This window comes from Streptomyces sp. NPDC007164, assembly GCF_040634135.1.
In the GTDB taxonomy this organism is placed as follows: domain Bacteria; phylum Actinomycetota; class Actinomycetes; order Streptomycetales; family Streptomycetaceae; genus Streptomyces; species Streptomyces sanglieri.
Window position 1 is genome coordinate 1 of the sequence record NZ_JBEYFB010000047.1, and the last position, 13,972, is coordinate 13,972.

The 13,972-nt window shown below is 69.3% G+C and carries 11 protein-coding genes and 3 pseudogenes; 7 read left to right on the forward strand and 7 right to left on the reverse strand.

The window, feature by feature from the left end; all coding sequences use genetic code 11:
- Positions 1-105 (forward strand): annotated as a pseudogene (locus ABZ622_RS34700) (carbonic anhydrase); the annotation flags it as partial.
- A 463-nt stretch (positions 106-568) separates the two neighbouring features.
- Here ABZ622_RS34700 and ABZ622_RS34705 read toward each other — a convergent pair.
- The 3 genes and pseudogenes from ABZ622_RS34705 to ABZ622_RS34715 all read right to left on the reverse strand — a co-directional run bounded on the left by ABZ622_RS34705 (position 569) and on the right by ABZ622_RS34715 (position 1,792).
- Positions 569-1,111, reverse strand: a complete 543-nt coding sequence (locus ABZ622_RS34705; RefSeq protein WP_360550163.1) for a hypothetical protein — start codon at positions 1,109-1,111, stop codon at positions 569-571.
- A 179-nt stretch (positions 1,112-1,290) separates the two neighbouring features.
- Positions 1,291-1,404: pseudogene (locus ABZ622_RS34710) on the reverse strand (DinB family protein); the annotation flags it as partial.
- Positions 1,405-1,432: 28 nt separating this feature from the next.
- Positions 1,433-1,792: a metalloregulator ArsR/SmtB family transcription factor gene (locus ABZ622_RS34715; RefSeq protein ID WP_317860415.1), complete on the reverse strand. Its 360-nt coding sequence runs from the start codon at positions 1,790-1,792 to the stop codon at positions 1,433-1,435.
- Positions 1,793-1,871: 79 nt separating this feature from the next.
- Between ABZ622_RS34715 and ABZ622_RS34720 the strand changes: the two genes are divergently transcribed.
- Positions 1,872-2,951: a cation diffusion facilitator family transporter gene (locus ABZ622_RS34720; RefSeq protein ID WP_360550166.1), complete on the forward strand. Its 1,080-nt coding sequence runs from the start codon at positions 1,872-1,874 to the stop codon at positions 2,949-2,951.
- 69 nt (positions 2,952-3,020) lie between these two features.
- On the opposite strand, the gene ABZ622_RS34725 is transcribed toward ABZ622_RS34720, so the two are convergent.
- Together ABZ622_RS34725 and ABZ622_RS34730 are read right to left on the reverse strand one after the other, a co-directional pair.
- Complete coding sequence (locus tag ABZ622_RS34725; protein ID WP_360550168.1) at positions 3,021-4,502, reverse strand: amidase family protein; 1,482 nt, start codon at positions 4,500-4,502, stop codon at positions 3,021-3,023.
- 233 nt (positions 4,503-4,735) lie between these two features.
- Positions 4,736-7,426, reverse strand: a complete 2,691-nt coding sequence (locus ABZ622_RS34730; RefSeq protein WP_360550170.1) for a family 78 glycoside hydrolase catalytic domain — start codon at positions 7,424-7,426, stop codon at positions 4,736-4,738.
- 377 nt (positions 7,427-7,803) lie between these two features.
- Here ABZ622_RS34730 and ABZ622_RS34735 point away from each other — a divergent pair, with 377 nt between their 5' ends.
- Positions 7,804-8,019, forward strand: coding sequence for a hypothetical protein (locus ABZ622_RS34735; protein ID WP_360550172.1), 216 nt, complete (start codon positions 7,804-7,806; stop codon positions 8,017-8,019).
- A 274-nt stretch (positions 8,020-8,293) separates the two neighbouring features.
- Here ABZ622_RS34735 and ABZ622_RS34740 read toward each other — a convergent pair whose 3' ends face one another.
- Positions 8,294-9,598: an MFS transporter gene (locus tag ABZ622_RS34740; RefSeq protein WP_360550174.1), complete on the reverse strand. Its 1,305-nt coding sequence runs from the start codon at positions 9,596-9,598 to the stop codon at positions 8,294-8,296.
- A gap of 146 nt (positions 9,599-9,744) precedes the next feature.
- Here ABZ622_RS34740 and ABZ622_RS34745 point away from each other — a divergent pair, with 146 nt between their 5' ends.
- The 4 genes and pseudogenes from ABZ622_RS34745 (at position 9,745) to ABZ622_RS34760 (ending at position 13,197) form a co-directional block, all read left to right on the forward strand.
- Positions 9,745-10,764 (forward strand): LacI family DNA-binding transcriptional regulator, encoded by a 1,020-nt coding sequence (locus ABZ622_RS34745; RefSeq protein ID WP_360550176.1) that lies wholly within the window; start codon positions 9,745-9,747, stop codon positions 10,762-10,764.
- 371 nt (positions 10,765-11,135) lie between these two features.
- A pseudogene (locus tag ABZ622_RS34750) lies at positions 11,136-11,363 on the forward strand (IS6 family transposase); the annotation flags it as partial.
- Between the two features lie 205 nt (positions 11,364-11,568).
- Positions 11,569-12,096, forward strand: coding sequence for a helix-turn-helix domain-containing protein (locus ABZ622_RS34755; protein WP_360550178.1), 528 nt, complete (start codon positions 11,569-11,571; stop codon positions 12,094-12,096).
- 3 nt (positions 12,097-12,099) lie between these two features.
- Positions 12,100-13,197 carry a serine hydrolase domain-containing protein gene (locus ABZ622_RS34760; protein ID WP_360550180.1) on the forward strand — a complete coding sequence of 366 codons (1,098 nt, stop codon included), beginning with the start codon at positions 12,100-12,102 and terminating at the stop codon, positions 13,195-13,197.
- A 462-nt stretch (positions 13,198-13,659) separates the two neighbouring features.
- Here the strand turns inward: ABZ622_RS34760 and ABZ622_RS34765 are convergent, their stop codons facing one another.
- Positions 13,660-13,902, reverse strand: a complete 243-nt coding sequence (locus ABZ622_RS34765) for a DDE-type integrase/transposase/recombinase (RefSeq protein ID WP_360550182.1) — start codon at positions 13,900-13,902, stop codon at positions 13,660-13,662.
- Between the last annotated feature and the right edge of the window lie 70 nt (positions 13,903-13,972).

Genomic DNA, 13,972 nt, shown 5'->3' on the forward strand with positions numbered 1-13,972 from the left:
CTGGCCCCGCTCGTGGCCAAGGGCACCCTTGCCGTGGCCGGCGCCTACTACTCCCTCGACACAGGCAAGGTGGAAGTCCTGGCCGGCGCGCCCACGAAGCCGTAGAACCCGCGGACCGGATCGATACCGACAGCCGAACGCCGTCTTCGCACCGACCCGGCGCCGCGCTCGAAGCCATCGCCAAGGCCTTCCTGCGTTCTCACAGCAATCAGGCGTGCAGCCCGTGCTCGTGGCCGCTCTTCTACCTCGTCGATACGCCCGGCCAGCATGCCGTCCACCTCCCGGACACGGCCCGGGAGGCAGACCAGTACTCGGCACGACGACTCAGGGGCCGGCGGAAGGTGGGTGCGAAGAGCAGGGTCCCGGCCCATGAGATCGGCCGGGTGCTCAGTGAGTACACGCGAACGTGCACGCCCCTGCCCATGTTCGAAGACTGGTATGTCGACCTATGACTCGGCGACGGCGGGGATCCGCACGATCCACTCCTGCACGTCGCCATGGGCACCCTGGCCCGACAAGCCGGCCTCAGCCAGTTCACCACCCCGCGGCTGACCACTCCGCGGGCCGTTCATAGACGCCCTTGCTCAGGTCGGAGTCGATAGACCCTGCAGACAAGACGCGTCCCACATCCCCACGGCCGCCGGGCAGAACTCGCTGCCATGGCATCTGCCACTGCACCGACTCGAAGCCGTCGCCTTGGTCGGGATTCGGCTCCGCGACTCCAGCCGGAGACACCGAACCAGCGGCTCTCCGCCCCGATGTGAATGGACACCGGCTCGCGCTCAGGGATCGACGAGGCGATGCCGACCGAAACGAGCGGGCCCCAGTCACCGGGCACCGCTGTGAGATCGACACCGAGTTCGGCCGCCAGCTGTTCCAGCACTGCGGCCAAACTGCCCGCAGCAACCAGATCACCATTTCTCGTGAACATTTGCGCGCTCATCGGCCTCCAGACGCCCAAAGTCCCGGACAAACGCTGCTGCTGAAAGCGAACGAAGCCAATACGGACTTGCACCGTCTGCAGCGTCCCGGTCTCGTCCAGCGAGAGCAGTCGCCGCACGATCACCTGCCGGGCCAGCACCCGGTCCCAGGAAGGCCAGGACAGCGACATCGCCCGGGAAGCGGCAGACGACAGCCCCGCTCCCTCCCCCGGGTCCGGGGTGGCAGTAGCGGGTTTTGAGGGTTGAGGGTTGAGCAGTCATACCCACCAGCACATCCCGCGCCCGGACGCCGTGCACAGGAACAGGCGCCCCCACGTCAGCCACCCACCTGGTGTGCTACACGCAACTCGCGGCGAACGGTCCGGCACACAGCAGTCGGCTCCCACAGGGCATCCCTGGGCTCCAGACGCTCCAGGTGGTACTCGAACAACGACCAGGTCAGGTCGAACTGCCGGCGCAACAGACCATATCGAGGAAAGCTCTCGGCGCTTTCAGTCGTGCGCGGGCCGGTTGGTGAGCTGGTGGTCGGCCAGGTTCAGTGCTTCGTCCACGACGCGGCGCAGGTGTCCGTCGGCCAGGGTGTAGATGACGCGGCGGCCTTCCTTGCGGGTGCGGACCAGGCCGCTCAGTCGCAGGCGGGCCAGGTGCTGGCTGACGGCGGGGCGCTGGGCGCCGCATGCTTCGGTCAGTGTGGTGACGTCCGCTTCCTGCTGGGCGAGGGCGTGCAGCAGGGTGAGTCGGGTGCGGTCGGCGAGGAGGGCGAGGATCTCGGCGGCGAGGGAGAACTGTTCCTCACCGGGGTTGTGCGGGTGCGCATCATGCGCAGTTGATAGGTGCGTGCGTGCGCTCATATGCACATAATGGACGCGTGCTGCTCCCGTGTCCACCGGGGGCGGCTTCGCCCCGGCGCACTCGCACGAGGAGGAACACGTGAGCCACGACCACGGCCACCACACCCACCCCGACCACCAGGACGGGCACCACCCTGGCGGCCTCGCGCACGGTCAGGAAGGCGGACAGTTCGCCCGGCTGCGGCATCGGGCCGGGCATCTTCTGGTGCCGCACTCCCACGAGTCGGCCGACAAACTGGACGCGGCGCTGGAGTCCTCGGCGCGGGGGATGCGTGCGCTGTGGGTCTCCCTGGCCGTCCTGGGCGTCACCGCCGTCGCGCAGGCGGTGGTCGTCGTGATCTCCGGTTCGGTCGCACTGCTGGGCGACACCGTGCACAACGCCGCCGATGCCCTGACCGCCGTCCCGCTGGGCATCGCCTTCCTTCTGGGCCGCCGCGCCGCGACCCGCCGCTTCACCTACGGATACGGCCGCGCCGAGGACCTGGCGGGCATCGTCATCGTGGCCACCATCGCCGCCTCCGCCGTCTTCGCCGCCTGGACCGCCATCGACCGGCTGGTCGACCCGCGCGAGATGCAGCACCTGTGGGTGGTCGCGGCTGCGGCCGTGACCGGGTTCATCGGGAACGAGTGGGTGGCCCGCTACCGCATCAGGGTCGGCCGCCAGATCGGGTCGGCCGCGCTGGTCGCCGACGGCCTGCACGCCCGCACCGACGGATACACCTCGCTGGCCGTGCTCCTCAGCGCCGGCGGCGCCGCACTGGGCTGGCGGCTCGCCGACCCGGTGGTCGGGCTGCTGATCACCGCGCCGATCCTGCTGGTCCTGCGCGACGCGGCCCGGGAGATCTTCCGCCGTGTGATGGACGCCGTCGATCCCGCCCTCGTCGACGCGGCCGAGACCGCTCTGCGCGAGGTGCCCGGCGTGCGGGAGGTCGGCGGGCTGCGGCTGCGCTGGATCGGCCACCGCCTGCGCGCAGAGGCGGACATCGTCATCGACGGTCACCTCAACGTCCGGGCCGGACACCACATCGCGGTCGAGGCCGAGCACGCGCTGTTGCACGCCGTCCCGAAACTGGCCGCCGCCGTCATCCATACCGACGTCGAGCCCGACACGGGCGAGCGCGACCCGCACCACCTGCTGGCCCACCACACTGCCGCCTGACACCAACGGCCATTCGGCCACTTTCCGAGCCACAAGGAGAGCATGTGACCATCCCCGCCCCCGGAGCCCTTACAGGGGTGGCTGATTGTCGGCCCAGGGCTGAGTGGCTTCGAGTTGGTGGGCGAGAGCCAGGAGGGTGTGTTCGCTGCCGAGACCGCCGACGAACTGGACCCCCAGCGGGAGACCTGTTGGCGTGCGGTACAAGGGGACGGACATGGCCGGCCGGCCCGTGATGTTGGCGAGCTGAGCGAAGGGGACGGTCGCGAGGTGGGTAGTGACCTGGTCGGCCCAGAGCTTCGTCCTGGAGAAGGGGCCGAGAAGTCGAACTCGCAGCAGGAATTCACCCAACAGGCGAGTTACACGGGGGGTTTCCAGTTCCCCGATGCGTACAGGAGCCCGCGCCAGGGACGGCGTGAGCAGCATGTCGTAGCGCTCGTGAAATGCCGCCAGCGACCGGGTGTGGGTGTTCCATCGCTGGTGTGCGGCCGTGTACTCGGGGGCCTTTACCACCCTTCCTGCAGCTGCGAGCAGGCGGCTGTCGAGTTCGATGTCTCCGGTACGGGCGCCTGTAGTGCGTTGGATGTCCGCGATGGTGGTGGCGACTTCGACGGACCACATCAGCGAGAAGTCCTGGGCGAGCTGATGTCCGTCGATGTCCAGCTCGACGGGCTCGACCTCGTGGTCCAGTCCGGTGAGCAGGGCTACGGCGTGCTCGACCGCCGCGACCGCCTCGTCGCCGACGGAAGTCCCGATTGGGGAGCTCGTCAGGAATCCGATGCGCAGTCGGCCGGGGTCTCGACCGACCAGGTGTGCATAGGGCTCGGCGGGGAGGGCGGACAGGTAGGGACCGCCCCTGTCAGGGTTGGCCGTGAGGACGTCGAGCATTGCCGCGGTGTCGCGCACGGACCGGGAGATCACGCCCTCGGTCGCCGCGCCGAACAGGTACTCGGCGTGGTGTGGGCCGCAGGGCACCAGGCCGCGGCCCGGCTTGAGCCCGAACAGGCCGCAGCATGCCGCCGGAGTCCTGATGGACCCACCTCCGTCGCTGGCCCCGGCGACCGGAACGATCCCGGCTGCCACCGCCGCCGCGGCACCCCCGGAGGATCCTCCGGGGGTATGACCCAGATTCCACGGGTTGCGGGCCGGGTCGGCCGCGGCGGGCTCGGTGACCGGCTTGCTGCCGAATTCCGGCGTGCTGGTCTTCCCGAAGATCACCAGTCCGGCGTCGAGCCATCGCTGCACAACCGCGCTGTGGGCCGGTGCGACATGCCCGCGCAAGGACCGTGAACCGCCGGCTGTGGGTAGTCCCGCGTAGTCCTGCATCAGATCCTTGATCAGGAAGGGCACACCGGCGAACGGTCCGGACAGTTCCGTCGCGGCCCGCTTCTGCGCGATTTCGTACATGCGATAAACAATCGCGTTCACCTGGGGATTGACCTGTTCTGCCCGGCCGATCGCCACCGCAAGCAGCTCTGCGGCGGACACGTCGCCACGGGCGACCAGCTCAGCCAGGCCGACCGCATCGAAGTTCCGGTACTCGCTGTATTCCATACCACTCTCTTTAACTAGAGGTCTTAGTTTTAGGGGTGAAGGAGGCTGCGGAGCCCGTCTTCGACATGGGAATCACCGCACTCATCCACGGCCCGGAGCAACGGCTGAAAGCCCACCCGCGCGCCACTGCCACAGAGTGAGAACGCATCGCTGCCGAAACGGACGGTGACGGCCATCCGCTCCACTCCCCCACTGACGCTCTGTTCCGCGAGCGCCGAGGTGGAACCAGTCCCTCAGTCGGGCAGTTTCCAGGTGTAGGTGTGCGGGCCGGGGCCGCAGGGGTGGATCGTGTGGTCGGGGAGGTGCACCGTTGCGCGTGTTCCCGGTGGGACGGTGACGTTCAGTTCGCCGCTGTCCCCGTTGTCGCGCCAGTCGCTGCCGACGATGCCGTAGGGGGTCTGAAGGGTTCCTTCGGCGGTCCTGATGCCGCCGCCAGTGACGGGGGCGATACGGATGTGGCGGTAGCCGGGTTCGGCGGGGGTGATGCCGAGGAGTGTTTCGCGCAGCCAGCAGGCGATGCTGCCGTAGGCGTAGTGGTTGTGGGAGGCGGTTCCCTCTCCTGTTTCGGTGTAGCCCTCCCAGGTTTCCCAAATAGTGGTGGCGCCCAGTTCCATCTGGTGGAGCCAGGACGGCGGGGAGCTCTGCAGCAGGAGTTTGAAGGCGGTGTCGGCGTGCCCGGTGTCGGTGAGGACTTGGAGCAGCATGGGGGTGCTCAAGAAGCCGGTCGCCAGGTGGTGGCCGGCTTCTTCGATGAGGCTCACCAGCCGGGCGGCAGCGCGGGGGCGTTGCGCGGGGCGCAGCAGGTCGAAGGCGAGGGCGCGGACGTAGTCGTCCTGCCGGTCGGTGCCGATGGTGCCGTCAGGGTGGAGGAAGGCTGCTCGCCATGCCTCGCGGACGTTCTGGGACAGCGCGTCGTAGTGGTGGGCGTCCCGGTCGCGCCCCAGTACGGTGGCCGTTCGGGCGAGAACGCGCGAGGAGTGGGCGAGGTAGGCGGTAGCTACGACGGCGCCGCGCAGGGTGCCTTCCATTGCGTTCGCGGGAAACTGTTCGCCCGGTCGCAGCCACTCGCCCCAGTGGAAGCCGCTGTCGAGAACGTACCGCTCCAGAGTCCCGGCGCGGCGGCGGGATACGCGGCGGGGCAGGCCGCGCCGGCTGCGGGCGATGCGGGCCATGTACTCGACCCAGGCGCGCATGCTGGGGTACTGCCGCTCCAGGACGGCATGGTCGCCGTAGTAGCGGTAGAGGTTCCAGGGGATGAGGACGGCCGCGTCGCCCCAGCCGGTGGAGTTGGCCAGGGTACGGGCCAGCATCCAGGTGGCCCGTCCCGTGGAGGTGGTGGACGCCTCGGCGGGGACGAACGGGGGCACCCGGCCGTCGGGGAACTGCTCGAGGGCGAGGTTGCGCAGGTAGCGGGTCAGGAAGGTGTGGGCGTCGACCATGCCGGTGGCGGTGGGCGTGAATGCCTGGATGTCGCCGGTCCAGCCGGAGCGTTCACGGGTGGGGCAGTCGGTGGGGGTGTCGGTGAAGTTGGAGCGGGTGCTCCACAGCACGTTGTGCCACAGCCGGGTCAGCCGTTCGTCGGAGCAGGCGAACGTCCCGGCCTGTTCGAGCTGTGAGGACAGCACCACGGCTTCGATGTCGTCGGCGGTCAGGTCCTGGGCGAGGCCCTGGACCTCGACGTAGCGGAAGCCGTGGATGGTGAACCACGGCTGGTACCAGGTGTCGGTGCCGTCGAGGGTGATCTCGTCACGCTGGTACCAGGGCTTGCTCTTGTCGGCGAGGATGTAGTCAGTGTCGAGTTCCCCGGCGGGTGTGAGGAGTTCGCTGTGGGTGAGCCGCACGCGGGTGCCTGCCGGTCCGGACAGGCGGAGGTGGACCACGCCGGCCATGTTCTGTCCGAAGTCGGCCAGTTGGCGGCCGCTCGGCGAGCGCCAGATGCGTGCTGCGGGCAGCCGCCCGATCTCGCCGACGCGTGCGGTTTCCTCGGCGATCAGCCGACGGGGATGCGAGGGCAGCGTGTGCGCGGGGCTGAAGCGGTCCGGCGGCTGGGGGGCGGTGAGCCAGTCGCTGTCCGGGACGCTCAGGTCGGCGTGTTCGCCGTCCTTGGGATCACAGCGCGTGATGCGGCCCGTGCCTGCGCTCCAGCCTTCGTCCGTGGTGAAGCACACCGAAGTACCGTCGGCGAGGTCGAGTTCGACCTGCACGAATCCGGCGAGCCGGCTGCCGTAGACGCTGCGGCGGGAGAGCACACCCAGTCGGCCGCGGTAGCGGCCGTCGCCGACGGCGATGGCGACGACGTTGGCGCCTTCACGGAAGTGCTCGGTGACATCGTAGGCCTGGTATTCCACCACCTTGTCCAGCGGGGTGAAGCGTGGCACCAGGGCGGGGCCTGTGAGATCGGTGCCGTTGACGAACAGCCGGTACCAGCCCAGCGCGCTCGCGTAGGCTCGTCCGCGCACGACAGCGGCCGGCAGCTGCAGCCGGCCGCGCAGGTATAGGGCCGCCACGTCGTCGGCGGTGACCGGTGGGCCGCTGATCCACGATGCCCGCCATCGCCCGCCGTCCAGGACACCGGTCTCGAAGACGGCCGGCTCACTCCAGTCACCGGCGGCGCCGCCAATGTCGTGGAGCCTGGCACGCCAGACATAGCGTGTACAGGAGGCCAAGGGCGGCCCCGCGTAACGTACGCCGGTCTGCTCGTAGCCCACGACGTGCCCGCTGTCCCACACCAGGGTGCCGTCGAAGTCGCCGTCCTCGGCCACTTGGAGCGTGTAGCCGCCCTGTTCCGCAGTGGGTGTCGGGGCGGCCAGTTGCCAGGAGAAGGACGGCATCGGGTCGTCGATGCCCAGCGGGGCTCCGCGTCCGTTGGTACGCAGCCTGACGGCGTGCACGATCCTGGTGGTGGACTGGGCGGACGGGATCACGCGGTGTCTCCGATCAGTACGTGGTGGAGCTGGGGCCGGACGGCCCGGTCTCGGGCAGGAACGTGAACAGGGACCATGTGTGCACCAGGCCCTCGCGGACGACGACGTCCACGGCGGCGCCCTCGGCCCGGGCACGTTCGGCGAGCCGTGTGATGTCCGGGCAATGGGTGTCGAGGATGCCTGTGCAGACGGTGATCGGCGGCAGAGCGGCCCGAACAGGGGGCCGGCCATGGGGTCTGCGGGATCGAGGTCCCCGGCCGACAGCCGTCCGCGGGCGCGCAGGCCGGCCACGCCCAGCAGCGGGTCGTCCATCTCCAGGCTCGCGGGGGCGTCGAGCGCGACGGCCAGCCAGGGCGAGTTGAGCACCGGTCGGTCCAGTGGCGCTCTCCCTGGTGGATCAGATGCTGCACTGCGGCCGGCGCCAGGCCACCGCCTGCGGAGTCGCCGGTGACGGTGACGGCGTCCGCCCCCTGCTCGGCGATCACCTCGGCGGTGACCGGTACCGCCGACGCGGCGGCAACGGCCGGGGCCAGTGGGCGATCGGAACGATGACCGTGGCGCCGGTGCGGCGGACGAGATCTACGCACCAGTGACACAGCAGTGCGCTGCGCTGGGCGGTGCAAGCACCGCCATGCAGGTAGATCACGACACGGCGCACGGCAGGACGCTGCGGCCGGCCGTCAGCCCTCGCGTCACCCAGCGGCTCGGTGCCGCCTGAGCGGGACCCGCCCCCCGCCGTGCGGCCCGTGGCTGCCCTGCGCATGGCTGGGCGGGCCGGCAGGTCGGGTGCCCACAGGCGGTTGTAGCGGACCAGACGTGTGGCCCGGACCACGGCACGGTGCTGCCGGCTCGTCTTCACGTTCCCGCTCATGTGCTCACCTCAGTGGAAATGTCCACCGCACGCAGATCGGGCGAGGGCGGTCGATGGTCGAGTTCACGCGCTTTGGACAGGCGCGGGATCCACAGCAGACCGATGAGGGAGGCACCGACGGCCAGGGCGAGGACGAGAGAGAACAGCAGGGTCGGGTGGTGCCGGACGAGGGCGGGGGTGGCGAAGGCGAACCCGGCGGCGACCACACGGTTGAACGCGAAGGTCGTTCCCTGGACCGTGGCGCGCAGCAGGGTCGGTACCAGTTCCTGCGACCAGACCTTGTACATCGTCTCTCCTGCCAGGCCCGTGCTGGCGGTCAGCAGGACGCCGGCCGCTGCGAGTGTCGCGGCGGTGGGGCCGAGGAAGACGGGCAGGGCCCATGCGGTGATCAGGAGTACTGAGCCCACCACGAACCACCGGTCGCGCGCAGGGGTGTCCACCACCCGCAGCAGGATCAGGCCCGTGCCAGCGCCGAGCGGGATGGCGAGCAGGGAGACGAGCGACCACGTGGCCGCGGAGTGGTCTGTCAGGTGGGTGAAGATGTAGGACCCGAACTGCCCCAGTGTGTTGGCGCCTACGCCCCACGCCGCGTAGTACAGGCCCGTCGCGGCCACTGCTGCGATCACGGGTTTTCGGAACGCGGGGCCCAGGCGCCCCCGTCCCGCGCTGTCCGCGGTTGTCCTGTCCGCCGTCGCCGCGGTCTGCCGGGCCCGGGCCCACTCCGCCGACTCACCCAGCGTCATGCGCAGCACCAGCACGACGAGAGCCACGACCAGCAGGTGCGCGAAGAGAATGCGTGCGCCAAGTGCCCCCAGATCGGCAGTGATCGCGCCGAGCAGAGAGGTGACCACGATCCCGGTGCCCCACAGCAGCTCCGAGAGCGCGACCATTTTCCCCTTCATGCCCTCCGGCGCTTCTTCGCCGATCATCGCCAAAGAGGCCGGCAGGTCGGCGCCGATCGCCACACCGATGACCGTCGCACCGATCCACACCATGGCCGGACCGGTCGCGGCGAGCAGAACAGTGGCACCGGCCGCGAAGAGTATCAACGAGAGCGTGAAAACCTTCCGCCGCCCGTAGCGGTCGCCGCTCCGGCCGCCCAGGACCGCTCCGGCGGCGACCATGAGCGTCTGCACCCCCAGGATGCCTCCGACCGTCCCGCCGCCGAGATGCATGGATTCCTCGAACAGCGTGCCGATGGCCAGGCCGGAGGAGATGAGCGCCCCGGCGTCCAGGTAGGAGGCCATACCGGCGAGCAGTGCGACCTTCCACGGGCCGTTGGTGCGATTTCGCTCGGACATCGGGTCCCCAGTCCTGCTTGACTGCGCCTTCCTCCGCCTGCCGCACGACCAGTACTGACAGGCGTCACTTACGCGGGTAAGTGAAGCGTGCCAGCACTGTAGACTGCGAAGATCGAGGAAGACAACCCACACGAACGGAGCCGTGCGTGACGTCACACCAAGGCCGAGGGGCAGTGCGCCGCGCCACCAGCGTCGACGTGGCGCGCGAAGCGGGCGTGTCACGGGCCACGGTGAGTTACGTCCTCAATGACACCCCGCACCAGAAGATCCCCGAGGCCACCCGAGAACGCGTACGGGAGGCCGCCGCCCGGCTGCGCTACTCACCCTCGGCCGCAGCCCGGGCTCTCAGTCGCGGCCACAGCGACATCGTCCTGGCCCTCCAGCCCGCCGAACTGCCCCCGCACGAACAGTTCGACGCGCTCATCGAGCACTTCGCCGACGCACTGGCGGACACCGGGCTGACCCTGCTGACCTATCCGTGGACCCGCGGCCGACGCTCACTGGACCACCTGTGGCGCTCCGTCACCCCGGCAGCAGTCATCGCCTTCCAGCTCGACGACGACGAGAGAACGGCGATGCGCGAAGCCGGCATCACCGTGATCATGGAACTCTTCGGCGTCGACGACCCCTTGACCCGGTGGGTCCAGAGCATTCAGTACGACATCGCCCGCACCCAGGTCGACGCGCTCGTTGCCACCGGGCACCGCCGTCTCGGCTACGCCGTCCCCGCCGCCCCCAGGCTCCAGCGCGAGGCCGAGCTGCGCCTGCACCACACCCGCCGCGCTTGCACCGCGCACGGACTGCCCGACCCAGTTGTCCACACCATCCCCCACGCGCCCGAGGCGGCCGCCGAGGCCATCGCCGACTGGCTCGGACAGGACCCGGCTGTGACAGCGGTGTGCGCCTACAACGACATCACCGCTCTCGCGCTCCTCGCCGGCCTCCGCCTGAGCGGGCTCGCCGCCCCGGACGACCTCGCTGTCATCGGCGTCTACGACATCGCAGCCGCCGCACTCACCGACCCTCCGCTCAGTACGATCGCCATCGACTCGCAGGCGATGGCCCAGTACGCCGCCGGCACCCTGCTGCACTGCCTTCGAGGCGCGCAGGAACCCAAGCAGCCCGGGCCCGGTGTCACCCGCCTCGTCACACGCCGCTCGGCTTGAAAGCGTGTCCAGCTCAACCCGTGAGGGGGTTGGGCCAGTCGTATACGCACCACATATTTGTCGGACCCGCACTCTGCGGAAGCCGCCGGCTCGTCGCGTTTGAGGGGGAACATCCCGGTCAGGTCCGAAAACGCGAGCGAGAGCTGCTGCGCTCCCTACAAGGAGTGTCGAGAAGGATCGTTGCGGCCCGTGTGTGATCACTCCGGGGATCGAGGATGAGGTCGACGCCTCGTCGCTGTGGAGGCGGACGGTGGCACGATCGGCGACTGGAACCGAGGTCGCATTTCCCGTCGGCGCACGCTCTGCGGGGCGCTGTCACGTTGGCTGGCCCGTGGGTTGGCCTTCGATTGACCACGTTGGGGGAGCCGTCCGTGGTGGGTGCATCGCCGTCGTACAGGGGGCACCGACACCCAGTCGAGGTCATCTCGCACTGCGTGTGGCTGCACTTCCGGTTCCCGCTCAGTTTCCGTGAGGTGGAGGAGCTGATGATCGAGCACGGCGTGACCGTCTCCCACGAGACCGTGCGCCGCTGGTGTCTGAAGTACGGCCAGGCGCACGCCGGCGCGCTGTGCCGCCGCCGGCCCCGCCCCGGGGACAAGCCGAGGGGGTCGCCCCCTTGGAGGAGCCTGGGCTTCGGGCCGGCCGGTGTGGAGATCCACGCCACTTCGGCACCACCGAAGCCCACCTGGCCGCGATCTCGGCGAGGAACCACGCCCACTCCGTGCAGCGGTATCCCGCCAGGAAGCCACCCCGTCAGGGATGCCGAGTCGCTCTGTTATTTCGGAATAGCGTAATGTCGTGGTCATGACTGCCGAGTCCTTCCAGGAGCGGATCGCCGCACTCGAAGAACGGGTGTCGCGGCTGGAGTCCGTACCACAGGAGCCCGTATCGCAGGTATCCCGGAGCGAGGTGTTCTGGGCTCTTGAGAGCCTGCGTCAGCGGCTCACGGGGAACGGGCAAGTGCTGTTCACCGGCGTGTTGGACCTGCCTACAGGCGAACACTACGAATGGCAGCAGGGTGCGGTGGCTGAGGACCTGCTCGAAGCGGACTGGTCGGAACACGCCGCGCCGTACGCCGCGTTGGGGCATCCGATGCGGCTCGCCCTGCTGCGCGCGGTGCTGCAAGGGGCCCGTTCCACAGCCGAGTTGCAGGAGACAGCCGGACTTAATACGACCGGTCAGCTCTACCACCACCTCAAGCAGCTGACAGCAGCGGGCTGGCTCCATGCCGAGGGACGCGGCCACTACCAAGTACCCGCGGGCAGAGTCGTGCCGTTGCTCGTGCTGTTGTCCGCGGTGGTGCCGGCAGGGAACCGAACCACGGAGGAGTAGCTCATGAACCGACGGAATTTTCTCACTGCGGCAGCGGCCGCGGCGGCCGGTGTGCCGCTGCTGCCCGGGAACGCCGTGGCGGCCGACGCCGACTTACCGGCGCGGGTGCGGCGCTATCTGGACCGGGCCCTGGCTGCGGGCAGCCCGAGTGCGGTGTGCGGGGTCATCCACGGTGCACGCCGCCACGTCGCGGGCGCGGGCGGGAGCCGGGGCGCGTCGGCGCCGGACGGCAGGACCGTGTTCCAACTCGGCTCGATCGCCAAGACATTCACCGCCACCGCTCTCGCCCACGCCGTGCGTGCCGGCGCGACCCGCCTCGACGCACCGCTCGTTCTGCCCGCCGGGTTCCCCGTCCCGCGCGAGGGCCCTCGGCGGATCACCATGGCCGACCTGGCGACGCACACATCCGGTCTGCCCTCGCTGCCGCCGAACCTCCTGGCGGGAGCGGATCCGTACGACCCATACGCGCACTACACGCTGGACGACCTGGCAGCCGGCCTGCGGGAGACAACCTTGAGCGCCGAACCCGGCAGCTCTCACGCGTACTCGAATCTCGGTTTCGGGCTGCTCGGCCAGGCGCTGGCCTTCGACGACGTGGACGCGATGCTGCGGCGCCGCGTGACATCTCCACTGCGCATGCCCGACACGACGACGACCCTGAGGCCGGACATGGCGTCCCGCAAGGCCGTCGGCCATCTCGAGGGCCATCCCGTTCCCGACTGGCACGACCATGTGCTCAGCGCCGCGGGCACCTCGATGCACAGCACCGTAGACGACATGTTGCGCTTCCTGGGTGCACAACTACACCCCGATCGTTCGCCGTTGCAGGACGCGATCGAACTGACCCAGCGACCCCACTTCACTGTCGACCGGAATCTGCGGATCGGTCTCGGCTGGCACCTCAGCCCACTACCCAGCGGTCGGACCATGACCTGGCACAACGGCGGCACCGGCGGATTCAGCACCTGTGCGGCGTTCAGCAGACGGAGCATGACGGCGGCGGTGATGATGGTGAACACCGCCAGCGAGGAGACCACGACCACCCCCCGCCCGGTCGATGCCCTGACCTTCGCCCTGCTCGACGAACTCGACGCGGCCTGAGCCGCATGCTCGGCAGCTACTGACGAATGCTCTCACCATCTCTCGATCGGCCCTCCAGCAGTGCACTCTGGACGTGGTGGCTGGCGAGGCTGTCACCAGCCTCGTCCGCGCTGTGCCGCTGACCGACACGGCGGCCCCGTACAAGATGGGCTCGTCGGACGTCAGGTCCTGGGGCCTGAAACTTTCCCCGTGACCCTGAGCGCGTGTTGATACGCCGCGGGCTGGATCTTGCCGGTGGCGCAGGCGCGTCTCATGGGGCATGAGGCAGCCCCAGTGGATGTCCTTGCGCAGGCCGGCGTCGGTTGTAGAGGGTCTCGACGAAATCGAAGATGCCGGCGCGGGCGGTGGCCCGGTCCAGCCGGGAGCGGGTGCCGATCTCCTTTTCTGGGACGGCCCAGAAACTCTCGGCGGCGTTGTAGAAGCAGCTCCCGGTCCGGCCCATACTTTGCCGGTGCCCCAACTTCACGATTCTGGAGCAGGGATGGTGGAGGTGCATTCCGAACCGCGGTCGCTGTGGATCACGCAACCGGGCTCCAGCTGGCCCAGCGCGGCGGCCATGTCCAGGGCGTCGACGACGAGTTCGGCGCGGTGGCGGTCGGCCATCGAGTAGCCGATCACCTCGCGTGTGGCCAGGTACAGCCACGAGACGAGGTAGAGCCGGCCCTCGGCGGTGGGGATGTAAGTGATGTCCCCGACGATCTTCATGCCGGGACGGGGCGGTGAAGTCCGCCCGATCAGGTCCGGTGACGGGCAGCCTTGGTCAGGCTGCGGCGTC